Source organism: Ruminiclostridium papyrosolvens C7 (assembly GCF_000421965.1).
Lineage (GTDB): Bacteria > Bacillota > Clostridia > Acetivibrionales > DSM-1351 > Ruminiclostridium > Ruminiclostridium papyrosolvens_A.
Genome location: NZ_ATAY01000033.1, coordinates 41,642 through 64,461 on the forward strand (window position 1 = coordinate 41,642; position 22,820 = coordinate 64,461).

General features: G+C 37.7%; 21 protein-coding genes. 5 read left to right on the plus strand and 16 right to left on the minus strand.

The annotated features are described in order from the left end of the window. Positions 1–180 precede the first annotated feature (180 nt). From L323_RS31610 to L323_RS31620, 3 genes are all read right to left on the minus strand, one after another. Positions 181–1,314, minus strand: a complete 1,134-nt coding sequence (locus L323_RS31610; RefSeq protein WP_020815667.1) for a serine hydrolase domain-containing protein — start codon at positions 1,312–1,314, stop codon at positions 181–183. A gap of 156 nt (positions 1,315–1,470) precedes the next feature. After that, positions 1,471–3,510, minus strand: coding sequence for a methyl-accepting chemotaxis protein (locus tag L323_RS31615; protein ID WP_020815668.1), 2,040 nt, complete (start codon positions 3,508–3,510; stop codon positions 1,471–1,473). 492 nt (positions 3,511–4,002) lie between these two features. Next, positions 4,003–4,368: a hypothetical protein gene (locus L323_RS31620; RefSeq protein ID WP_020815669.1), complete on the minus strand. Its 366-nt coding sequence runs from the start codon at positions 4,366–4,368 to the stop codon at positions 4,003–4,005. A gap of 138 nt (positions 4,369–4,506) precedes the next feature. On the opposite strand from L323_RS31620, the gene L323_RS31625 reads away from it, so the two are divergent. Both L323_RS31625 and L323_RS31630 read left to right on the plus strand, forming a co-directional pair. Further along, on the plus strand, positions 4,507–5,067 hold the full coding sequence (locus L323_RS31625) for a TetR/AcrR family transcriptional regulator (RefSeq protein WP_020815670.1): 561 nt from the start codon (positions 4,507–4,509) through the stop codon (positions 5,065–5,067). Positions 5,068–5,121: 54 nt separating this feature from the next. Further along, positions 5,122–6,894: an MFS transporter gene (locus L323_RS31630; protein ID WP_031342056.1), complete on the plus strand. Its 1,773-nt coding sequence runs from the start codon at positions 5,122–5,124 to the stop codon at positions 6,892–6,894. A gap of 58 nt (positions 6,895–6,952) precedes the next feature. Here the strand turns inward: L323_RS31630 and L323_RS31635 are convergent, their stop codons facing one another. The 12 genes from L323_RS31635 to L323_RS31690 all read right to left on the minus strand — a co-directional run bounded on the left by L323_RS31635 (position 6,953) and on the right by L323_RS31690 (position 19,288). Continuing rightward, entirely contained in the window at positions 6,953–9,781 is a 2,829-nt protein-coding gene (locus tag L323_RS31635; RefSeq protein ID WP_242835275.1) for a hypothetical protein, read from the minus strand. A gap of 34 nt (positions 9,782–9,815) precedes the next feature. Continuing rightward, on the minus strand, positions 9,816–11,048 hold the full coding sequence (locus tag L323_RS31640; RefSeq protein ID WP_242835276.1) for an RICIN domain-containing protein: 1,233 nt from the start codon (positions 11,046–11,048) through the stop codon (positions 9,816–9,818). 190 nt (positions 11,049–11,238) lie between these two features. Continuing rightward, complete coding sequence (locus L323_RS31645) at positions 11,239–11,490, minus strand: hypothetical protein (protein WP_242835277.1); 252 nt, start codon at positions 11,488–11,490, stop codon at positions 11,239–11,241. A gap of 167 nt (positions 11,491–11,657) precedes the next feature. Continuing rightward, positions 11,658–11,960, minus strand: coding sequence for a hypothetical protein (locus tag L323_RS31650; RefSeq protein ID WP_020815674.1), 303 nt, complete (start codon positions 11,958–11,960; stop codon positions 11,658–11,660). Positions 11,961–12,043: 83 nt separating this feature from the next. Further along, positions 12,044–13,033, minus strand: a complete 990-nt coding sequence (locus L323_RS31655) for a diaminopimelate dehydrogenase (protein ID WP_020815675.1) — start codon at positions 13,031–13,033, stop codon at positions 12,044–12,046. A 36-nt stretch (positions 13,034–13,069) separates the two neighbouring features. Then, entirely contained in the window at positions 13,070–14,320 is a 1,251-nt protein-coding gene (gene lysA / locus L323_RS31660) for a diaminopimelate decarboxylase (protein WP_020815676.1), read from the minus strand. A 65-nt stretch (positions 14,321–14,385) separates the two neighbouring features. Further along, positions 14,386–15,087 (minus strand): TrmB family transcriptional regulator, encoded by a 702-nt coding sequence (locus L323_RS31665; RefSeq protein ID WP_431602529.1) that lies wholly within the window; start codon positions 15,085–15,087, stop codon positions 14,386–14,388. Between the two features lie 72 nt (positions 15,088–15,159). Continuing rightward, complete coding sequence (locus L323_RS31670) at positions 15,160–16,416, minus strand: hypothetical protein (protein WP_020815678.1); 1,257 nt, start codon at positions 16,414–16,416, stop codon at positions 15,160–15,162. Continuing rightward, positions 16,416–17,498 carry a DUF58 domain-containing protein gene (locus tag L323_RS31675; protein WP_020815679.1) on the minus strand — a complete coding sequence of 361 codons (1,083 nt, stop codon included), beginning with the start codon at positions 17,496–17,498 and terminating at the stop codon, positions 16,416–16,418. Before L323_RS31675 ends, L323_RS31670 begins: the two co-directional genes overlap by 1 nt. Positions 17,499–17,506: 8 nt before the next feature. Continuing rightward, positions 17,507–18,451 (minus strand): AAA family ATPase, encoded by a 945-nt coding sequence (locus L323_RS31680; protein WP_020815680.1) that lies wholly within the window; start codon positions 18,449–18,451, stop codon positions 17,507–17,509. 64 nt (positions 18,452–18,515) lie between these two features. Further along, complete coding sequence (locus tag L323_RS31685) at positions 18,516–18,890, minus strand: sulfite exporter TauE/SafE family protein (RefSeq protein ID WP_020815681.1); 375 nt, start codon at positions 18,888–18,890, stop codon at positions 18,516–18,518. A 26-nt stretch (positions 18,891–18,916) separates the two neighbouring features. Next, on the minus strand, positions 18,917–19,288 hold the full coding sequence (locus L323_RS31690) for a sulfite exporter TauE/SafE family protein (protein WP_020815682.1): 372 nt from the start codon (positions 19,286–19,288) through the stop codon (positions 18,917–18,919). A 138-nt stretch (positions 19,289–19,426) separates the two neighbouring features. Here L323_RS31690 and L323_RS41645 point away from each other — a divergent pair, with 138 nt between their 5' ends. From L323_RS41645 to L323_RS31705, 3 genes are all read left to right on the plus strand, one after another. Next, complete coding sequence (locus L323_RS41645) at positions 19,427–19,933, plus strand: M15 family metallopeptidase (RefSeq protein ID WP_020815683.1); 507 nt, start codon at positions 19,427–19,429, stop codon at positions 19,931–19,933. Between the two features lie 43 nt (positions 19,934–19,976). Continuing rightward, positions 19,977–20,297 (plus strand): L,D-transpeptidase family protein, encoded by a 321-nt coding sequence (locus L323_RS41650; RefSeq protein WP_020815684.1) that lies wholly within the window; start codon positions 19,977–19,979, stop codon positions 20,295–20,297. 79 nt (positions 20,298–20,376) lie between these two features. Then, positions 20,377–21,561: an AI-2E family transporter gene (locus L323_RS31705; protein WP_020815685.1), complete on the plus strand. Its 1,185-nt coding sequence runs from the start codon at positions 20,377–20,379 to the stop codon at positions 21,559–21,561. On the opposite strand, the gene L323_RS31710 is transcribed toward L323_RS31705, so the two are convergent. After that, positions 21,539–22,684 carry a metallophosphoesterase gene (locus L323_RS31710; protein ID WP_020815686.1) on the minus strand — a complete coding sequence of 382 codons (1,146 nt, stop codon included), beginning with the start codon at positions 22,682–22,684 and terminating at the stop codon, positions 21,539–21,541. The two genes, L323_RS31705 and L323_RS31710, sit on opposite strands and share 23 nt — an antisense overlap. Positions 22,685–22,820: the final 136 nt, after the last annotated feature.

A 22,820-nucleotide genomic window follows, 5' to 3' on the forward strand; every position in this document is an offset into this window, starting at 1 on the left:
TACCTACAATGTAAAAGGTGATAATAGTTATGTTTACCTGTTTTTTAGTAATATTAGCCGGATTAAACTTAATAATTAACATAATTTATTAATTCTCGAATTAATAAAAAAGCATATTAACCACTTACACTTCCGTGTAGTTTTTATGGCTAATATGCTTATCTTAATATCTAATTTATTTTATAACCCTAACATTTGGTATGAAAGGTCTCTGATCTTTGGATGAATATCTGAGTATGCATAACCGCAGTTGCGTACATGCTGTACATAAAAAATAGCAAGATGGTTTTCTACGTCGATAACTGCATAGGCTCCTGCAGCGCCATCCCACCCGAATTCTCCAAGGGGGCTTTTAACTCCGGACTTTTCCTTTTCAATAAGAGTACGTACACCAAGTCCATAACTGTATCCTATTCTTCCGAATTCATCAAAATCCTTTTTAGAAATGTCGTTCATCTGATCCTTACGCATCAAATCAATAGATTCTCTTGTAAGCACTCTGTATCCGTCTGCGCTCACACCGTCGTTACACATTGCATCTAAAAACAGAATATAATCATCTGCCGTCGATATCAGACCGGCTCCTCCGCTTTCATATCTATTGGAAAGCTTATAGCTGTTGACTAAGGACATGGGTTTTGATGTCATAGTATCCATATCGAATTCAAACTGCTCAGACATATTTGCTTCTCTGTCAGATGTTATTTCAAAGCCGGTATTTTTCATCCCAAGAGGTTTTAGTATATGTTCATACAGATATTCCCCGAACTTTTGTCCGGATGCTGCTTCTATAACAGCCCCAAGTACATCATGGCTAAGGCTGTACAGAAAATGGGTACCGGGTTCAAATTCTAAAGGTTCTTTTGCCAATTCCCGTATAACCTCTCTCGTAGTGGCCTCATTTTTTGTGTCCTTAAGCACCTTCAATATGGATGGAGCCTGCAGGTTGTAGTTCAGTCCGCTTTGCATGGAAAGAAGATGCCTTATTGTAAGTGTATTTTTAGCAGGCGCCACTTCAGAGCCACATTTTACATTCAAATGTTTGTATTCCGGCAGGTAATCAGCTACGGGAGCATCCAGTGAAATTTTCCCTTTTTCTACAAGCTGCATAACCGCAGTACATGTTATAAGCTTTGTTGCTGAGAATAACCAGTATGTATTTGCAGAGGTCAAGGGCTTTGTTTTTCTTGCGTCTGCGAAACCGGTAGTATGGCGGAAAATCGGCTTGTGATTGTGAAAAATAACGCAATCGCAGCCGGGAATACCTTTTGTTTCCAATGAATCAAGATAATCTGCTAATATTGATTTATCCAAATTAAATATCCTCCTCAATCATTATTTTGCATTTTATATCTATTTTACATCAAACCCTATTTATTTGAAACATATTCCGGCAGTGAAAAGGCCGGAAAGAAGGCTGTGTATGAACCTCGGTTCACTCACAGCCTTAAAGTATACTTTTATATTATTTTATAGTTTATCCAGTGTTTTCAACTCAGTTGTTATACTGTTTTGAGATGTTGACAGGTATTCCATAGAAGCAAGAAGATTTTCTATTGTAGCCTGTAGTTCTTCACTGCTTGCAGCATTAGACTCAATAGCCTGATTAACTACTTCTACAACCTCTTCTACTGTTTTCTCATTTTGTCTGAGAAGTTCCACATTGTTTGTAACCTCTTCAACTTGCTCCCTTGACTTGATAGTGAAATCAATAAGTCCTTTTAATGCAATCTTTGCCGAGTCAATTTCAGACTTGCTGTCATTTATAACAATAATCTGCTTTTCATTACCCTCGGTAGTTGATTGTATGTCCTTCTTAATATTACCTAATATTTCGACTATCCTGCTGGTTGCTTCGGAGCTGTCATTAGCCAGCTTTCTTATCTGCTCGGCAACTACCGCAAAACCCCTTCCTGCTTCTCCTGCTCTTGCTGCTTCTATTGCAGCATTAAGTGCCAAAAGGTTGGTTTGTGAAGTCACGCTGTTTATAAACTCAACAATTCCGCTTATTTCGTTTGAACTGTTAATGAGCTGTCTGATACTTTCGTGACTGTTTATAACTTCTGTTTCTACTCTTTCCATGGCATTTGTTATTTTACTCAGACCTTCATCGCTTGTATTTACATACTCATGAGTCTTGTTGGACATATCTTTAAGAGAATGTGTAGCACTGTTTACATTATTCAAAGTGCTAATCATGGCACCCATAACCTTTGTTATTTCATCTACATGTTGCATTTCCTTCTCGTTATTGGCTGCCATTTCTCCGGAAGCCTGAGAAATCTGTTTTATGGTATAAAATGCATGGTTCATGTTTTTACTGTACTCTTGCTGTAGGCCGGATACATTACCGATACTGGTCTTAATTGTTTTTATGATTTCTTCATAGTTCTTTGTGACAAAATTTATGCCATCCTGGATTTCGTTCAACTCTGCCTCTTTTACATTCACTGTTTCAAGTGAATTATTCCCTTTACCCATTGATTTCAGGACATTTGCAAATTTGTTCAATGATTTTAGAACAAATTTCAGATACAGCAACAGTATCAAGAGCGATACTAAAAGTATAGCGAATGAAAGCAAAGTATACAGTACCAGATTTAAGCTAAGATTGTTTAGAGAGGAATCCAGACTGTTTTTCGCTACTGTTACTTCGCTATAGTATATTGCAGTATCTAACTTTACATGCATCACATATCTGATTTCGTTTCCATATTTGACAGGTGCGAATATATCCCCCTTTTTGTCATTTATGCTCATTACAGCTTTTCCGTCCTTAAATACTTGTTTCACAACTGCATTTTCTATTTTTTTACCCTTTTTCCATTCAGCACTGATTCCCTTCTTAAGGTTTTGCGTTAATGCAGTACCTGAATTATCAACGATCTGAATTGAGGTTATTCCGTTGCTGTTGCTATTATCAACATAAATGTCCAATGCCTGTTCGACCACTCCTGAATCCAATGCAGTCTCAATGATACCCTTGTTCCCTTTTCTTGGTATTGCAGTAAATTTGAATATTTGTCCTGTTTCTTCTTTAATTTTCAAAGTAGACGGTAATACCTGAGCTTTTCCGTTAATAAGGTCTTTATACCCCTCCCATATGGAAAACAATGATAACCCTTTTGCAGCTTTTTCAGTTGAAGCAATAAAAACTCCATTCTGATCCGTCAGATACAGGTCACTCATCCCGAGTTTATTACATATTTCATCAAGATCACTGTCGGAAAGTGTTTTAGCTGAATCCATTTCTTGAAGTACGTAAGCGGCATTTAACATAGATTCGTCTACCCTGTTCTCTATTGATTGTATACTTAAGCCTATCTGATTTGTAATGTTCTCTAATTGACTCTTTACCTTTTGATTTGCGTCTTTACTTAAAGTTGATGTGAGATTATTGAAATTGTTGTCTAGTACACCGTTTGATATTCTAAGAAACACAATTGCTACGAACAAATAAGATATGATTAGTGCTGAAAATATAATGTATATTTTTGATTTTATTTTCATTTTTTAGTACACGCCCCCCTAATTAAGTTTAAAAATACCGTACTCAAAACTCTTACCTAAATAGATTATTCCAAACCTCCTATCCTTGGTGTTCTTTTGAAACTTTATAAATTTTAATACATCATATTGCAATTAATATAAAGTTGTACTTTAAAAGCTATGAACATAAGGCATTTAAATAATCTTATCTGATGATACATCTCTTCTATGTCTATCCGAGCTTGTACAAGTTATGCTTATAAGGTATGTCTAAAAATAAAGACATTTGGCTTCTGTGTACTATAATAAAACAAAAAAAGTATTTATTCGATATTTCTAATTACATTTTTTTGAAAAGTTTATAATAAATAATATATTTGCCAAACTAATGAATTATTTGCCATTTAATGTTTATATTGTAAATGATTTTTAAATTAAAATCAAGTTATTCAACTATATATTCTAAATTTATCGTTAACCATAAAAAATAAAGAAGAACCATTCGGCTCTTCTTTAGGAATTCTTTAAATATTCTTTACCAAGGTTACTAATCATTATTAACCGATTATCAATACCTTCTATAAGTTTTTGAAATTTCATGACTGCCAGTATTTTAAGAACTTCGTTTTTATCTTTTTCTACCATAGCCTCATAAATTTCATTTAAGGTAGCCTTATCCTTTTCAGAGAGAAAACGCAGCAGTTTTATCCTTTTGTTTTCTATGTTTACGGATTCTTTCCACTTTTCTATTAAATCTTCTTTGTTTTTCTCCCAGTATTCATTACCCATCATTTGCCTTGTCTTGTTTTCCAATTCTTCAAATTTACATGGTTTAAGCTCCCAAGGCTTTTCCGGGTACGTTTCGTTTATTTGCTCCACTTATGTTCTCATCCCCTTTCTTCTACACATATTCTATGTATTAAAATGAATTTCCTGCAATAGAATAGTTATACCCGGTTAATAAACATTATTTTTGTGCAATTTTAACTTTTATTTTTTTTTACAGGGTGTTATAATATGAACATCGTTCATATAAAAGGTGATTATGTGCCAAAGATAATTGAGAATATAAAGGAAAACTTAATATTGGAAGGCAGAAAAACTCTTATTGAAAAGAGCTACAAGGAACTGAACATACGGGATATTGCTAAAAATTGCGGTATTGGTATAGGTACATTTTACAACTACTTTGAAAACAAAGAAAAGTTTGTCCATGAAATTTTCATGGACGACTGGAGAAAGATAATAGCATTGTCTGAAAACCTAAAATCTTTAAAGGAACCCCTAAAGGATAAGATCCGAAAGATATACATTTATTTGGATGGGTTTGTAGATAAATATCTTTCCATTTTCTACGAAATTTCAATGCTCAAAGGCTACAGTCCTGAAAGGGACGATGATATGAAAGATCTTTATATCATGGTTGAAGGAATTTTAAATATTGAAAAGGCAAACGGAACAATAAAATCTATGCTGACACCGCACAATTTGTCTCATTTTATTGTTTCGAACCTGATGTATCTGAGTAAAACCAAGTATATATCATTTGACGAATTGTATAGTCATATGAATATTTAAAATTTTTTTAATATTAAGTGAACAATGTTCAGAAAGGAGAAAAAAATGAATACAATGAGTACTAAGAACGACAATAAGAAAAGAATTGTTGTACTGGCGATTTTTTTGTTGGGTATTTTTATGGGGGCTATAGACAGCGGTATTGTGTCCCCGGCCAGAACTGTAATTAGAAACAGCTTCGGTATCAGCGAGTCACTGAGTGTTTGGATGGTAACTATCTACACTTTGGCATATGCAGTAGCTATGCCAATTGTTAGTAAGCTCTCAGACAGATACGGACGTAAGAAGGTCTATCTGACCAGCATAATTATTTTTGCGCTTGGTTCATTACTTTGCGGTTTATCCAATTTTTACGGGAATTTCACATTTTTCCTTATAGCAAGAGTTATTCAGGCTATCGGCGGAGGAGGAATAATGCCTATAGCAAATGCATTTATAGGAAACAGTTTCCCTCCTGAAAAAAGAGGAACTGCATTGGGTTTTGTAGGAGGAGTTTATGGCATTGCCACAATTCTGGGCCCAACTATGGGTTCATCCATTCTGGATATTGCTGGAGTTAATCATTGGGGATGGATATTCTTTATAAACCTTCCTATAAGCTTGTTGATTCTGGCATTAAGCTATAATCTTAAGGAGAACCTGGGCGATACCGGGAAGAAGATGGATTTAAAAGGCAGTCTGGTACTGAGTATTATGATTTTAAGCCTTATGTATGCCCTTACAAACCTGGATTACTTCCACTTTAGTCAAAGTATAAGGGATTGGGATGTTTATCCTTTCCTGATTTTGTTTATCATCTCTTTACCGTTGTTTATTTTTATAGAAACTAAAGCAGAAGATCCTATTTTAAACCTTAGATATTTTAAGGAGCGTCAGATACTTTTAACTCTTATTCTGGGTTTTATAACAGGTGTTGGCCTTATGGGGGTTGTTTTCATCCCTCAATTCGCTGAAAACATTCTAAAGATTAAGACCGGAAACGGAGGATATCTGGTTACATTGATGTCGGTTTTCGCAGGAATCAGTGCACCTCTTGGAGGGAAATTTATTGATAAGTACTCTGCAAAACTGGTAACGGTTCTGGGTATGATTTGTACCGCCTTTGGAACTTTATTCCTGGCATTTTTTACTACAGCTTACCCAAGCTTTGTCTCAATAATGATAGGCCTTGTTTTTGTAGGTTTTGGCATGGGTTTCACCATGGGTACTCCCCTTAATTACCTTATGCTGTCATTTGTCAGTGAAAGTGAATCCGCTTCGGCGTTATCTACCTTGTCTTTGGTAAGGTCAATCGGAATTGCCGTTTCTCCGAATATAATGATTAACTTTATAGCTGAAGCAGGTAAGAGTGTTCAAGGTAAAGTAATGGCAGTAATGCCTGAACCATCCGCACCTACTTTTCCAGGTTCCCAGTATGTATCCGGGTACTTTGACATGTCCAAGATGACAAGCGGAGGCGGTATTTCAAGCAATGCCATAGAAAAACTAAAATCAGCCGATGTTACTAATGTTGTGGATGTTCTGAAAGATTTTTCCTCAAATATGCTTGATAAAGTAATACCAACAATCAAGGATAAGATACTTGGAGCAATGTCTGCCGCACCAAAAGGAGCTGCTTCACAAATCAATCTGGATAAAGTTTTCAGTGATTGGAAGCTGGATTATCTAAATAAGATTGAAGGCGCAAGAGCCACTATTGAAAATACATTTCAGACTGCAATAAGCGCAGGCTACAGAAATATGTTTATAACCGCAGGTGTTATTGCTCTTATAGGTCTGGTTGCAGCCCTGCTGCTCAAAAATAAAAAGAAAACAATACAGGAATAAAGCTTTAAACAACAAAAGCCGCACAATGTGCGGCTTTTGTTGTTTTTGTTAAAAATCATCAAGGATTTACTTTTACTATTATTTTATAGTAGCTTACTGATTTTTTGTCCTCCGAGGTTACTTTTAATATAAAAAAGTCATTGTTTGCTATAGCAGTGTTTGCGTATGCCTCATCTGTTTCAAAGTTTTGTGTGGAAGCTCCTTCTGCATACTTAACTGCTTTTATTTCCGCTTCAGCATAAGTTCCTCTGAATAATGTAATATATGATCCGGCATTTGTTTCATTTGCGGCAGTGGTACCAGTCAGCACTGTTGTCCCGGCTGTAACACCGTTTATCGTCGATGCCGGTGTACCAACATTATAATAACCTATGGCATTTCCTTTTATTGTTGACATGTAGTCTAATTTAGCCTCACTGCCTGCTGCCAGTCCGGGGGTTGTTACCTCTGTTCTGTATGGTGCTGACATATTTCCTTCTTCATTAACGGCCACTGCCCATACGTTGTAGGTTGTCGAATACCCCGGAAGATTATCTATTATTATTCTCTCCTCTACATTGGCTGTTATCGGTACACTGCCTGAAGCTAATCCAGACCCGCCTTTTCCGTTTTTACCGGCCAATACCTGTTCCTTTGTTGGAGTCGGGTCGTAATAATTAACGTCTCCTGTAACTACATAGTATACCCTTCCTGATTGATTGGCTTTTACAATCAGCTCAACTTTCTTTGTGCCTGCAGCCTGTATAGGCCCGGCTTCAGGATAGTACCCCATGCTGGGTACTGTTCCCTCAACAGTTACAGCAACTTTGTAGTAACTTATTGTTACATTATCCTCTGCTGTTACTTTAATTAAAAAGAAGTCATTATTTTTTATAGTCTGGTTTGTATATGCTGAATCCTTTTCAAAGTTTGCCGTTGAGGCTCCGTTTACATACTTAACTGCCTTAACCTTTGATTTTGGGTCGTTTGGTTTAAATAAGGTTATATATAATCCTGCATTAGAAGTATCAGCAGCCCTGGTTGCACTTATCGTTACCCTCCCCGGCGCAACAAGGGTTTGATCCGCATTGGGAATTCCCATGTCGCTGATTGTCGCACCTTTTATAGTCGATGCTGAACTTAATATTGTACTGCTGATTGGTGATAACTTTATGTTTTCATTGGATAATGGTGATGGGGCAGGCGCATCCAAAATAAGTGTGTTGTTTCCCTTTGCCGTTACTTTATAAGTATATTTACCTGCTCCAGCCGAACTTATTGATGGCCCGAAATCAAATCCCGCCGCCGCTTTTTCAGCAGTCACAGTTACAGGAACTATCCATGCCTTTCCGTCTCTGTATGCCTGTACGGTATAGCTAACGGCATAGGGTACTTGGGTCCACTTTGCCACGTCCCCGTCCCAATTGAGGCCCTCAGATACTGTGGAGAGTTGAATCACCGTCTGAGCTACAGAGTGAGTTGACCATGGTCCGTCTGTATACGATATACCGTCTCCTTTTCCCATTACAGTTACGTTATAGTTGCCTTCCCCTGCTGCTCTCATAGCTGCTAAAAAGTTGTAAGAGGTTGTTCCTGCTGGCAAATTTATCGGTGAGCCTACTTCCCCGCAATCACTAAATAGTTGTACAACATATCCTGATTCATTTGCAAGATCATCCCATTTGGCTGTACCTGTCTCATCTAATGTTACATTTGTCACCTGTGGCAGTTTGTATGTCAAGAGTGTTGATTTTACGATAATTTTATAAAAACTTGCTGTAGAACCATCCTCTGATGTCACCTTAATTATAAAAAAATCGTTGTTAGTTATAGGTTCATTTGCGTAGGCAGGGTCCGTTTCAAAATTTGCCGTTGATGCTCCGTTTGCATACTTAACTGCCTTAACATCAGCTTGAGCATAGGTTGCTCTCAGAGATGTTATATAAGGCCAGATATTGGTCTCATTAATTGCCTGAGCTAAAGTTAATTCTGCAGATCCTGGCACTATTTTTCCTATAGTGGAAGCGGGTGTTCCAGTATTATAATAACCGATTGGGTTACCTTTTATTGTAGACATGTAGTCCAATTTTGCTTCGCTTCCGGCAGTTTCTCCGGGTGTTCTGATATCCGTCCTGTACGGTACAGTTATATTTCCAATTGAATCGACCGCCACTAACCAGATGTCATATGTGGTAGAATAATCCGGGAGGTTATCTATTATAATACTCTTTTCTTGGTTGGCTGTTATAGTTGTACTGCCCGAGGCATAAGCCGGGTCACCATATCCGTCTTTTCCTGCCATTATCTGTCCGACGGTAGGGTTTGGAGCGTATTTACTAACTATATAGTATATCGTCCCCGAATCGTCAGCCTTCACAAGTACTTCCACTTTCTTTGTTCCAGCGGCTTGTATCTGGCCTTCCTTGGGATAATACCCCAGTTGGGGTGCCTGTGCGTCAACTGTCACTATTATTTTGTAGTATCTTATTTGTGTATTGTAAGATGATGTTACCTTTACTATAAAAAAGTCATTGTTTGATATAGGCTCATTTGCGTATGCTGCATCCGTTTCAAAGTAGTGTGTCCATGTTCCATCTTTATACTTGACTGCCTTTACCTTTGCCCCGGGAGCATTCTGAGCAAATAGTGTGATGAACGCTCCAGCATTTGATGTGTCGGCTGCCTGAATCCCATTTAGCAGCACTTTTCCGGGTGTAACAGAACCCTCCAGTGACCCTGATGGAATTCCCAAGTCTGCTATTGTAACCCCTTTTACTGTTGACGCAGTACTTAATGTGCCATCATTTCCGGGATCACCTTCAGCATATAGATTTACCTGCAAGCACAGGCTTAAAATTGCTACAATGAGAATCATTAAACAAATACGTTTGACCAAATTAATTTTCATTCTCAATTCCATACCTCCCATACATAACTTATACTTATACTCCGTCTTTTTTAAACTGGTTTACAATTCTACAGTGATTTATGTAATCTGCGTCAGTCTTTACCTCACTGGAATAGTTCAATCCATAGGGCCAAAAATGCTGGCTGTCGCCATGCAAAACATCTGCTGAAACACCTGTGATATTTCTTAATTCATCTGTGGCAGATGTTCCTGTATAAATGCCGTTTTTAACTAAAGAGAACCAACCTGAACTCTGTCCTACACCTACAGTATGAGCAATTTCATGCATTGCGGTACAGGTGTCCATATAACTTCTTGATGAGCCGAACCTTATAGTTCCGTTGATATTTCCATCCGCTGTGGAAACTGATGTGTTGTAATATACGGTTAACTGCTTGCTGATATTAGTGAGATTATTATAATACATAACTGCCGAATCCATAGCGGCCTTTATTTTTGCATACGCATCGGATTGGTCGGCTGTTGGATTTTGTTCTCTAACCAGTGTATATGTAATATTACCTGTTGTTTGAGCAACGAGGTACCACTGCTGATTTTTACCTCCATTGTCAGTCCATTGGGCAACATCACCGCCATTGGCTGTAGATGTACTTAACACCTCCAGAAGCTTTCCGCTTCCCATGTTAACTATTTTATAATATCCCCCGCCGATATCAACCATTCTCCATTTTTGTGAGTTACTTCCATTGTCTGTTTCCTGAATAGCATCACCGCCATTGTCAACTGACGAGTTAAGTATTCCCAGAAGCTTTCCACTATTACGGTTAATTATCTTATAGTATCCTCCCCCTGCATCAGTAAAACTCCATTGCTGGTTTGCCCCACCTGTAAGCCCCCACTGAATGACATTTCCGCCATCAGCAACAGATGCGCCGGACACGTCCAGAAGCTTGCCGCTGTTACGGTTGATTATCTTGTAATTAACACCTGTCTTAATGTTACTTGCCGGAGCATTTATAGGCAGTGTAGTTACTATGCCCAGCAAATACTGTTTCAAAATAGCATAATCCACTGAATCTGCGTTATTATCGAGATTGAGATCCATACAACTATTGTATGTTCGTTCCGAATCCATCAGGTATTGTTTAAACCCTACCAAGTCCAATGCATTAATGCTACCGTCATTGTTGTAGTCACCATAGATCAGGGAAGTATCCGGCACCGTACTGTCAGCTGAAGCGATACCTGAATTGAGCACCACTGTTAAAAGCAGTGTAAAAACAATAAAAAGGCCCTTGATTTTCATTAGCATACCATCTCCTTTTCTTTTTTGCCATGTAATGGTATAATATCAAGCTTTTACAAGTTAATCAATAAGCCTGCATAAGAACTATAAATTATCTATATCCGTACTTTCTTTATGTTCTGTGGAGTGGTTTATTTCTCCGTCATCCAGCGTATCCTTTATAAGCTCATACCATTGCTGAAGTTTTTTCTCAAGAAGGTTTTTTTGGAATAAAAATCCTTAGCCACAGAGGCATAACATTATAAAGCTGGCTAAGTACGGCATTGAACCTTTCCTGTCCTTTTTTAGTACCCGTAATAACTTGTTCAGCCTGTACAATCATTTTATATGCCAATTCTCTTAACTTTTTCCAACGGTGTTTTGTAATCAGATAAATGACGTACCCTGTAAACCCTATGGCAATTAATACAACAAACCAGTAATCAGTGAAAAATTCTATCATTAAGAATTCCCTCCCATTTTAACAATGTCCTTATTTGCTTTCTAAAAAATAAGGCAAATTGGTGACACTATTTACAACCGGTTGCTTGTGGACAAGCACGGGAAAAAAAAATGGCAGATACAGCTTACACTCATCGGTGCGCTGTACCTACCATTTAATTAATAAAATTATTCTTCATCTTCAGAATCAGTATTTTCTTCTTCTGATACTCCGCGTGTTTCTCCGCGGGTTGTTTTCATTGCCTCCAGTTTCGGGCCAAGCTTTTGTTTATAACCCTTTGGAGCTTTTTCATAAAACATTTTCAAAAGTAAATCTTCAGTAACAACTTTGACTTTGTGCTCCACAACCCAACTCTCAATCTCACGTCTTATGGTGGATCTGAAAATTGAAGGAACTGAAGACATTACTGCTTTATACATTTTTCTGCTGTTACCCTTCCAAGTAACATTGTCTAATGCTGAACCACTCATTACTACCTCCTACCCGCATAGCTGCAGCCATAAAAATAATACTATATACTATGGCAGATAATGAGTTTTGGTTCTAAATCAGCTTATAAAAGTCCCTTTATAAGCTCAGCATGGCTCTTTGCAGACAAATATGACAATGGTACGTCGAATACTGTTTTTGCTCCGTAGCTGCCTTCACCGTTCATGCGTGCAGCAGCCCTCGCATATGCAACCAACACATTTGCAGTAAATTCAGGATTACTGTCCAGTTTGAGTGAAAATTCTATAATGTGATTGTTAACGGTATCTATACCGGTCTTACCGCTTCTGAATACAAATCCGCCGTGTGGCATTCTGGAATGGTTACTTTTCAGTTCCTCTTCACTTACAAAATGAACTATTGTATCATAATCTGCGAAATAATTTGGCATATTCTTTATATCAGCTTCGATTTTTGCCTTATCCACACCTTCCACTGCTACAACAAAACACTCTCTCAAATGCTTCTGTCTTGTGGACAGTTCAGGATTTTTTCCGTTTCTTACACTTTCAACCGCATCATCTATAGGAATAGTATACTGAATTGCATTCTTTACTCCGGTTACCCTTCTGATAGCATCAGAATGTCCCTGACTTACTCCTTTGCCCCAGAATGTGTAATCGTTGCCTTCGGGTAGAATTGCACCTGACAACATTCTTATCATTGAGAACAGCCCGGGATCCCATCCTACGGATATAACAGCGGTTTTATTTGCAGCCGCAGCAGCTTTATTTACTTTTTCAAAATACTCAGGAATTTTTGCATGTGTATCAAAGCTGTCAACAATATTGAACATAGCAGCAAATTCAGGCCCTTGTTCAGGAAGGTCTGTTGCAGAACCTCCGCAAAGAATCATTACATCTATATCATTTTTATACTTTTCAGCGTCTTTTATCTCTACTACCTTGACTCCGGGAGTCTTTAAAACTACACTTTCAGGATTTCTTCTGGTGAATACGGCAACAAGTTCAGTATCACTATTCTGTCTGATTGCTGCCTCAACGCCCTTTCCAATATTTCCATATCCTACAATACCTATTCTTACCTTGTTCATTATTATCCTCTTTTCCGTTATGGTTTGTAATTTTTATTATATATTGAAGTTTGCTATAAGGTCTTCAAAAGTATCCCTGCGTCTTATCAGCACAGGCTCACCGTCTTCCTTGATAAGTACTTCTGCAGGTCTTAGCCTCATATTGTAGTTTGAACTCATTGCAAAACCATAGGCACCCGCATCCATTATTCCAAGTATATCTCCTTCTTTTATATCAGGAAGTTCTCTATTTTTTGCAATAATGTCACCGCTCTCGCAGATATTACCTACTACGGTTACCTTTTCCACTTCACTATCATTTAAAGGTTTTCCGTTTCTATACACTTCTATATCATGGTGTGAATCGTACATAACAGGTCTTGCCAGTACATTGAATCCAATGTCAGTACCAACATACTTGTTTCCATAATTGGCCTTTGTGGCATAAACATTACCCAGAATCACTCCGCTTTCAGCAACAATATAACGGCCAGGCTCAGTTTTAAATAATATTTTCTTTCCATATTTGTCAGTCCATTGCTCAAGAACCTGTGTAAGTTTTTCCTTAAAGCTTGCCAAATCAAGTGGTTCCTGGCCTTCCTGCTTTTTATACGGAATTCCGAAACCTCCGCCCATATCAACGAAATCTATGTCTTCAAATTGTTCTGCTACAGTAAGTAAGGATTTTACACCTTCAATGTAGGAATCGCCTTCCATAAATAATGAACCTATGTGCTGGTTTACACCACATATTTTCATATTGTACTTTTGGGCAATTGCCTTTACCTTATCTACACAGTCAATGTTTACTCCGAACTTTGTTTTCTTTCCGGCTGTTACAACCTTTTCGTGGTGTCCTGCTCCAACTCCCGGATTAAACCTTACAGCAGCCTTTCCTCCCGGATTGATTTTACCGAGCATTTCAAGCTGTGAAAGTGAATCCACACTTACCAGCACACCATTGTCAACTGCATACTTTAATTCTGATTCCGATACGTTGTTAGGCACAAAAAACAGATTTTCAGGCTTAAACCCTGCGTGAAGCAAAAGCTGGATTTCTCCTGCAGACATGGCGTCAGCTCTGAGTCCTTCTTCCTTGACGATTTTCAGAATAGTAAGGTTTGAATTTGCTTTTATGGAGTAGTTTGGAATAAAGTTTTTGTAATCCACAAGATTCTTCATATCTCTGCATTTTTGTCTCAATATTTTTTCATTGTAGACATACAAGGGACTCCCATATTCCTTTATTAGTTTTTCTGGATTTGAGTTTCCGAAAAAATTTGTTTTGGTTGAATAGTATTCTGTCATAATGTACACCTCTCTTAATTTAATTTGTAATATTTATAAACCTCTTTTGTTATATAGGTTCTATTTCAATTCTGATTATTTTCAATATTTATCAGTTTGATTTCGTTAGTTAAAGAATCTTTAATAACATCAACCATATTTTGATTCATTGAAAATAATCCTGTAGCATCAAATTCACTTAAATGGCCTGTCAGTACATTTGAGGAATCTGTAATAAGCCTGACACTTCCGGGCTTCTTGGGGGACATATAACACGTAAAGCCTTCCATACCGGTACAATCAGAGGTTATCAGAACTACTTTGAGTCCTCTCTCCTTTGCACAGATAAGTTCATTGTGAACAAGCTCCAGCTGGTTTCTGGCTATAGATATATATATTCTGTATTGAGCTTCATTTATCAGGTTTTTCATCTTATTAACTATCTGCTGGGTTCCGTTAATGGTTACAAAGGTATCCCTAGGAATATTGACCTTTGGAATCTCCTCTATTACCTTTATAATCTGTGAAAACCTTCTTTTGAGATTTTCTACAAGCTCATTAACAGGTACCGCACCATATTGAGCCGTTTCACTGCTTATTTTGTAAGCACCGCCCTTGTCGCACAAGCCGGCAAGGCCAAGATACGCATTTGACCGTGGAATCCCTGTGAGCTTGGATGCTTCATATCCTGTGAGCTCACCTTCCCTGCAGAGAGTAACATACAAAACAGACTCATGTCTGGTGAAACCCGCCTGCATTAAAGCGTCTATAATATCCACCTTCAACATCTCTCTTCATAAAAAATAGTGGTTCTATATAAAACCACTATATATTATTTCTAGTTTTTTGTCAACGGATACCTATATATTAAACTTTTCTTCCAGAATCTCTAAATCCTCTGGAGACGGCTCTATATCACCATAACGTACAGCATTATAGTTGTCAGACATTAAACTATTAAGCGACCTTTCAGAAGGTACTTCGGCGGAAGCACCTCTTGATATCTCGTCTGCGGTTGAAGATTTTTTTATGGTAATTCCAATTTGCATTGATTTATCAACAAAGTTTCTGAACAGTCTTCTTAGTTTAGCTTTCCCATCAGGTAATTTGTTATAAGGTACTTCCCTGCTGAATAGTCCCCTTGCCCTGTTAAGGAATTTGTCAGTGATTTTCTTTATATTTTTACCGTAAAGACTCTGCTTTTCATCAATGAGTCCGTTCTCGTTTACTATTATGGCTGCTGCTTCTCTGTTTGCAAGCCATCTAGCGATATTACGTATAAGCTTGATTATCAATTTTGTTATAGTGTACAGAAGATAAACCGTAAAAGCTGCTATCAGTATTATAGCTAATACATCAAGGACTACCTTTAGTATTTGTTCAAACAGGCTTGAGGTTGGTTTTACTCCGGGGAATTGTTGCATTTGGCTTTCTTCTGCGTGAGTTGCTCCGGGACTTAGCAGCATACCTAAAAACTTAAATATTTTTCCGATTAAGCTCAATACAAATTTATAAATTTCAGATACACGTCCCAAAGTACCCATTAATATAAGTACCAAAAGTATTACTCCACCAAATATCCGGTTATTCTTTCGTTGGGTTCTGCTTATGTCCATGGTGGCTTTTCCAAAGCTTCTGGAGTCATCTACCTGCCTTACTATCAGAAGTATAACGGCTGAGATAACTGAAATGCATATAGCTGCATTTCCATATCGTACACTGTCGCTCATAGCAGCCACTTTGTTCATTACCCCGTATATGACATTTATGATAAGTGCAAATACTGCGCTCTGCATAGAGAAATCGCTTTCTTTTTTTAAGCTGTACCAAATACTGATAAAAACAACCATGCACATTATGGTAACAACAAGTCTGCCAAGGACAGTCCCTGCCCCGACAACTCCGATAAAGATTGATACAGCCAACGAGACGGGATTATACAAATAGGCTTTTATATTTAAGCTGCATATCAGTGATGCCAGAAAGGCAAGCGCCACCATTAGAACTGATAAAACAAGGGCAGTATCTGCAGGAAGTACAAGCTGCATAATAAAAAAATTAAAGGGCAACCAGGCTAAACCCTGCAATACATTAGTGAGCAGCAACAATTTTGACATTATTCCACCTCACTTTCAGTAATAATCCAAGTCTCAACATCATGACCGGAACGTTTCAATTCATGAACCTGTTCCTGAATTTTTTCATCATTGTAAAGAGAAACAATAAGTATATCTGTATCCTTTGGAATACTGTTTTTTATGTTTTTTATCATTGTATAAAAGGATACCACTCTGTGGAGTTGCAGTTTGGCCATGGCCTCAAAAATAGTAAAAAGCTGAATCTTACTGCAACGAGAAGGAATATTGACAATTTCTTTTTGGTCTCTGAAGTGTCCGTTACAGCAAAACCCTGTAGATATACCCTGTTTGATTGTCTTATCTACAATTGAAGCACAGAAGTGAATCCCCAATTCTATTTTTTCACATTCCTTCTCATTTGGATAATTATCCTGACTGCTGCTGGAATCAATATTAAATAGAATTAATAGCTTTGTGTCTGCCGAATAGTCATATTTATATACCTGAAGTGAATTGGTTCTTGCCGTTGACTTCCAGTTGATGGACGAAACAGGATCTCCTGCCTGATACTCCCTCACTCCAGCTACAAGGAACGGGTCTGGGTTTATGAACCTCCTTACAACCGCATCCCCTTGGAGAGAACGGTAGCAGTCCACCATCCTGTTTTCAGAAAGAGGACTTGGATAGACAAGAAGTCTGACCTCATTGTCATATGATAATATTTTTGTAACAAAGCCCAGAATGTCACCTGCAGTTAACGTCACATTCCCAACGTTGTACTCCCCTCTTTTCAGGCAAGTGACCGTATGGGTTCTTTTCAGGCGATAAAAAGGCATTATGGAAAAAACACTTCTGTGATATCCTCCCTGAGAAACCTGCATATTTTTAATAGCATTGAACTCAAGGTTTGGGCTTATCCTTGATTCTGCTTTCATCCATGCAATGGGCAGAAAACTATTGTTTTCTATGTCCTCAATCATTGATATTTTATCGCCCTCAAATACGGAGGTTTCCGAAATAGTTCTGCGGTAAACAACTCCTTTAAGCAAAAAGCGCTTGAAAAGGATAGTTTCAATGAGAATCAGCAGCGGCAGAGCAAGTGCAATCTGCAAAAATAACATACTTCCTCCTATTCAAGCGGAACCGCTGTCTGTTCTAATATATTATTGATAATTTTCTCACCTGGGTTGCTATTGTCAGCTGTAAGGCCTTTTGGTATTATTCTGTGTGCAAGAACAGGAGCTGCCATTGCTTTAATATCATCGGGTGTAACATATGTACGGTTTTTAAGCAGCGCGCGAACCTGTGAGGCTTTCATAAGAGACAAAGTACCTCTTGGGCTGACACCCAGATGAACCCCTGAATGTTTTCTTGTTGCTTCTGCAATATTTATTATGTACTCCATTATATCCTCTGAAACTTTTACTTTTGAGTATATCTCCGACGCCTCACATATTTCAGCAGCGGTTACAACTGCCTTTAACTCTGCAAGAGGGTTGTTTTCCTTGAACCTTTTGAGAATATCTATAGAAGACTTGGTATCGGGATATCCCATTGAGGTTTTAATCAAAAACCTGTCCAACTGGGCTTCAGGCAGTGGAAATGTGCCCTGAATTTCTACGGGATTCTGAGTAGCTATAACGAAAAACGGAGCAGCAAGTTTTCTGGTTTCACCGTCTATTGTCACCTGTTTTTCCTCCATACATTCCAGCATAGAGGACTGAGTACGGGGAGTGGCACGATTTATCTCATCAGCAAGCACAATATTGGAGAATACCGGGCCCGGCCTGAAAGTAAAATTACTTTCTTTCTGGCTGTAAAAATTTATACCTGTAACATCTGAAGGCAGCAAATCAGGTGTGAACTGTATACGTCTGAAGCTGCAATCAAGGGAGGCAGCTATTGTTCTTGCAAAAACTGTTTTACCTGTTCCGGGAACATCCTCTAAAAGCATATGCCCTCCCGTAATTATGCAAATTAACGACAAATCTATTATTTCTTCTTTACCTACGATTACCTTTGAAACATTTTCTTTTATTTTATGTACGATTAGTCCAATATCTCCAAGCTCCATATATTTTAACCACCTTTTCTAGATTTTCACATAATTATATCACATCTTATAATGTGGTTACATATTATAAGGCTTTGTTTCCCTTTTTCCCTTTGCCTTTCCCAAATATCTCATATAAACCCATTAAAAGAAGGAATATTCCAAAAATATGTTTTAAAGTGGCCCCGTTCATTGAAAGTGCAAGCGTAGACCCCAGCACTGCTCCCCCAAGTCCCGAAATTACTATTGGTATACCCATCCTGAAGTTGACATTTTTATTTTTTATATGTATTACAAGTGCAACAATAGCTGTTGGAATAAAAAAAAGCAGGTTTACACTTTGTGCTATGTGCTGCTCTGGTTTAACGAAAATTACAAGAGCAGGTATAAGGATAGCTCCCCCGCCTATACCCATACCGCTTATTATTCCTGCTGCAAGACCTATTAAGATAACTATCATAGCACCCTCCGATTTATATATTAATCCTAAAAAATCATTCTTATTGCCGCAAGTATCATAAATATTCCGAATATCTTGCGAAGAATATTTGACGGGCATTTATTCAGAAGAAAAGCCCCTATAGCACCTCCCACAACACCTCCCACCATTGCCTTCCATGTTATGTTCCAATCTACATAATTTTGAGACAAATAGAAATAGGCACTCACAAGTGTCAGTGGCAGAATAATAAGCAGTGCTGTAGCATGAGCCTTGTGTTCGTCGGCATCCAGCAGGAATACCATTGCAGGAACAGCTATTGTTCCCCCTCCCGACCCAAAAAGGCCGTTAGCGACTCCCGCTGCTATGCCTATCAGGATGTATTTCAGATATCTTGCGGTTCTGCCTGAGAACGCCATTTAATAACCTCCGAAATAATTACTTCTTAATGTTATTGTTTTATAATATATTTGATTATAAACTGGTAAAAATTTGTTAATTAGATATTCCCCATGTTAAACCTATGATAAAATAAAATAATGGGAGGAGCCTTACATATGACAAAATATCAGCCATACATAATGCGGTCACTTATTTCTCTTTTATTGTTGTTTTCATTTATTTTTATTTATCCTGTTAATGTTGAATCTACAACTGCCGGTAAGAATGTCTCCAAGAAAGAACTGGTTCTTGTGAAGGACTATACCAAGAACTTCTTCATAGATATGAAATATGCCACCTGTAACAATTTTACCGGCAAAACCCTTTATCCGTCTCCCACCTGCGTTCTTACCAAAGGTACTCTTGATAAACTTATCAAGGCAAACAACCTTGTTATGAAACAGGGTTACAAAATAAAAATCTGGGATGCATACCGTCCTCTTTCTGTTCAGAAAATCATGTGTGATGCCACACCTGATAAGAAATACGTGGCAAACCCCTATGGCACCGGTTCAAAACACAACAGAGGTGCTGCTGTTGATGTCACACTGGTAGACAGTAATGGAAAGGAGCTGAAAATGCCGACAGGCTTTGATAATTTCACCGAGAAGGCTTCTCCCTGAAACCGGACTAAATATTTATAAATATGACTCAAAGGATGTATGGGTGGACGATCCGGGGTCAAAATATTATAATACACAACAACGTGAGCCTGTTAAAGGAAGATGGAAATCTTCTGAAAACTTCAGCAAAGTTAAGAATGGTGTCTATGATATATTTATTAATATTGAGTACAATTATGCAAGAGTTAAAAATAAAGGTAGTGCGATATTTTTTCATATAGCTAATCCGACAGTCTCTATAAAATACACAAACGGCTGTGTTTCAGCAGACAGACAAAATCTGTTAGAAATCGTAAAATGGTTGGACAAGGATAAAAGTCCCATGATACTGCAAGGGCCTTTGTACGAGATAGCCAAATATTAGGTTGAATAATACTATAATTAATTTTATAATTTATGTAGCTGTGACAGGCTATAAAACTATATTTCAAGAGGTATAATTTATGGATTCAAACAATAACAGCAGTCTATTAAAGAGCAAGCTTTTCAGATACGGTTGTTACCTGCTCCTTGCTTTGATTATAATATATATGTTCGGGAAGATAAATTTCTTTATCTCACCCTTTCAGAGCTTTGTATACTCAATAATCTTCCCGATACTCTTCGGAGGGTTGTTATACTATATCCTGAGACCAATAGTTGAAATGCTGGAAAAGGGCAGGATTCCTCATATATGGGCCATAATCCTTGCTTTTGTTATTGTTCTATCTGCATTGATATTATTAAGTTCCTATACCGGGTCAATTATTAAATCCCAGTTTAACGACTTTGCAAAGAGTCTGCCGTTCTTGTATGAAAAGGCTGAAAATACTGTAAATAATCTTCTTACAAGCAATTTGCTAAGTTATTTTAATGATTCAAATTTTCAGACCTCTGATATAGCAGATAAAGTTTCCAATTTTCTGCAAAGTGCTGCCAAAAGCGTAGGAAAAAACACAATTAACTTTATAGGCGCTATTACAAATATCGGTTCAGTAATTATTATTTTGCCGGTCATTTTGTTTTATTTCTTAAAAGACGGACACAAATTCATGCCCAGTGTAGTTAGATTTTTTCCTGCTTCTCAAAAAGACAAAATGAGAAAGATTTTAACAGATATAGATTTTGTACTGTCAAATTATATTGCAGGTCAGCTTCTGGTAGCTTTCTTTATAGGGCTTCTGATGTATATCGGCTATCTGATTATAGGCTTGAAATACTCATTGTTACTGGCAATATTCGCCATGATTACATGTATTATTCCATTCTTCGGCCCATGGATTGGAATCATCCCTGCCATACTTTTGTCACTGGCAGACAACCCTTTCATGGCAATAAAGATATTTATAGTAATGACTATTGTTCAGCAGATAGATAATAATTTTATTTCACCTCAGGTAATGAAAAAGAGTATGGACATCCACCCTCTGACAGTCATTCTGCTATTAATGGGTATAATACCCATATTTGGATTTATAGGTTTGATAATAGTAATTCCTCTGTATTCCGCAATTAAGATTACAATTAAAAATATAATTGAAATGTACTACCCCAAATATGCAGAAGCACTTAACCTTGACATGCCCAATGAAGGTGAAAAGCCTCAAAAAACAGCAAAGTTCAGTTTTAAGAAGAATAAGGAAAATTAATATTTATATCGAGGACTTCTGACCTGCTTCCGATACGGACTGTGGGGCCCCATGTTCCGTATCCGCAGGATACTATAAGATTAAAATTACCGTCCTTCAGATAACCGTTATCCTCCTCAAAAATGCCTTTGGTTACAAGACTTATGGGAAAAAACTGCCCCCCATGTGTATGGCCTGAAAGCTGCAAATCCACACCTTCGGCCCTTGATTCCGACAGGTCTTTGGGCTGATGGTCAAGGACTATAACGGGCAGACTTTTATCTACACCATCCAAAAGGTTACTAAGTTTCTCTCTATGGTAACCGCTGGTGTCAGCCATATAATCCTCCCGCCCTACCAGATAAAAGCTGTTGTTTACCGTAACATATTTATCTCTTAGAACAACCAGTCCGCTTTCCTCATACATTCTGGTTATCTCTTTAACATCATTTGAATAATACTCATGATTTCCCATTATGACATAAGCACCGAATCTAGTCTTAAGTCCTTTTAGTTCCTCCAGCATATTCGCCTTTCTTACGGGTTCTATTTCTCTGTCAATTAAATCCCCTGTTATAACAGCTATATCCGGATTTAAGGAATTAATCTTCTCTACTGCCGTACGAAGCCTTTCTCTGCCAATAGTATCTCCAAGATGTACGTCTGAAATCATGGCACATTTCAGTTGCTCCATATCTCCTGCCTTTTTATCAATACTAACATTATATGAAACAATCCTCGGCACAACTGCATTGTACGTTCCAACAGCAAGTATAATTCCTACAAATAAAACTACCGCAGCTGCCACAAGCCAGGTTCTGTCTCTTAGGAAACCCGGAAGAATATTCAGCTTTCTTCCAAGAATTCGGAAAACATCCAGTATGACAACAATTCCTATAAAATACACAAATGCAGCCAGCCAGTAGCCTCCCACTGTGTTAACTGCATGTCCGAGCCTGTCCGGTAGGTATTTGCCTCCTATCATTCCCACAAAATACGTAGATGCAAGTAAGGCAATAATAACCCAGTATGCATACTTATTTACGGGAACCTTTGTATTTATGGATTTTAGCCCTCTCAACCCGATGTAATAATTCAGAAAAGCATATGTAAGAAGTGCAAAACCTGCTGTTATCAGTCTCATTTTTTTCTCCTCTCTGTATCATATGTTTATTAAGAATAATTACCTTTATTTTAAAAAACAATACCACTACCTTAATATATTAATAGTAATTTTTACATATATAAAAAATATTTTCAAGCATAAAAAACCCTGCTCC

Excerpts from the sequence above, each read along its gene's own strand:
- L323_RS31630 (WP_031342056.1), top strand. The coding sequence starts at position 5,122 with ATGAGTACTAAGAACGACAATAAGAAAAGAATTGTTGTACTGGCGATT.
- L323_RS31625 (WP_020815670.1), top strand. The coding sequence starts at position 4,507 with ATGAACATCGTTCATATAAAAGGTGATTATGTGCCAAAGATAATTGAG.
- L323_RS31670 (WP_020815678.1), bottom strand. The coding sequence starts at position 16,416 with ATGTCAAAATTGTTGCTGCTCACTAATGTATTGCAGGGTTTAGCCTGG.
- L323_RS31675 (WP_020815679.1), bottom strand. The coding sequence starts at position 17,498 with ATGTTATTTTTGCAGATTGCACTTGCTCTGCCGCTGCTGATTCTCATT.
- L323_RS31655 (WP_020815675.1), bottom strand. The coding sequence starts at position 13,033 with ATGAACAAGGTAAGAATAGGTATTGTAGGATATGGAAATATTGGAAAG.
- L323_RS41645 (WP_020815683.1), top strand. The coding sequence starts at position 19,427 with ATGACAAAATATCAGCCATACATAATGCGGTCACTTATTTCTCTTTTA.
- L323_RS31645 (WP_242835277.1), bottom strand. The coding sequence starts at position 11,490 with ATGATAGAATTTTTCACTGATTACTGGTTTGTTGTATTAATTGCCATA.
- lysA (WP_020815676.1), bottom strand. The coding sequence starts at position 14,320 with ATGACAGAATACTATTCAACCAAAACAAATTTTTTCGGAAACTCAAAT.
- L323_RS31710 (WP_020815686.1), bottom strand. The coding sequence starts at position 22,684 with ATGAGACTGATAACAGCAGGTTTTGCACTTCTTACATATGCTTTTCTG.
- L323_RS31685 (WP_020815681.1), bottom strand. The coding sequence starts at position 18,890 with ATGATAGTTATCTTAATAGGTCTTGCAGCAGGAATAATAAGCGGTATG.
- L323_RS31635 (WP_242835275.1), bottom strand. The coding sequence starts at position 9,781 with ATGAAAATTAATTTGGTCAAACGTATTTGTTTAATGATTCTCATTGTA.
- L323_RS31665 (WP_431602529.1), bottom strand. The coding sequence starts at position 15,087 with ATGTTGAAGGTGGATATTATAGACGCTTTAATGCAGGCGGGTTTCACC.
- L323_RS31680 (WP_020815680.1), bottom strand. The coding sequence starts at position 18,451 with ATGGAGCTTGGAGATATTGGACTAATCGTACATAAAATAAAAGAAAAT.
- L323_RS31705 (WP_020815685.1), top strand. The coding sequence starts at position 20,377 with ATGGATTCAAACAATAACAGCAGTCTATTAAAGAGCAAGCTTTTCAGA.
- L323_RS31615 (WP_020815668.1), bottom strand. The coding sequence starts at position 3,510 with ATGAAAATAAAATCAAAAATATACATTATATTTTCAGCACTAATCATA.
- L323_RS31690 (WP_020815682.1), bottom strand. The coding sequence starts at position 19,288 with ATGGCGTTCTCAGGCAGAACCGCAAGATATCTGAAATACATCCTGATA.
- L323_RS31640 (WP_242835276.1), bottom strand. The coding sequence starts at position 11,048 with ATGAAAATCAAGGGCCTTTTTATTGTTTTTACACTGCTTTTAACAGTG.
- L323_RS31650 (WP_020815674.1), bottom strand. The coding sequence starts at position 11,960 with ATGAGTGGTTCAGCATTAGACAATGTTACTTGGAAGGGTAACAGCAGA.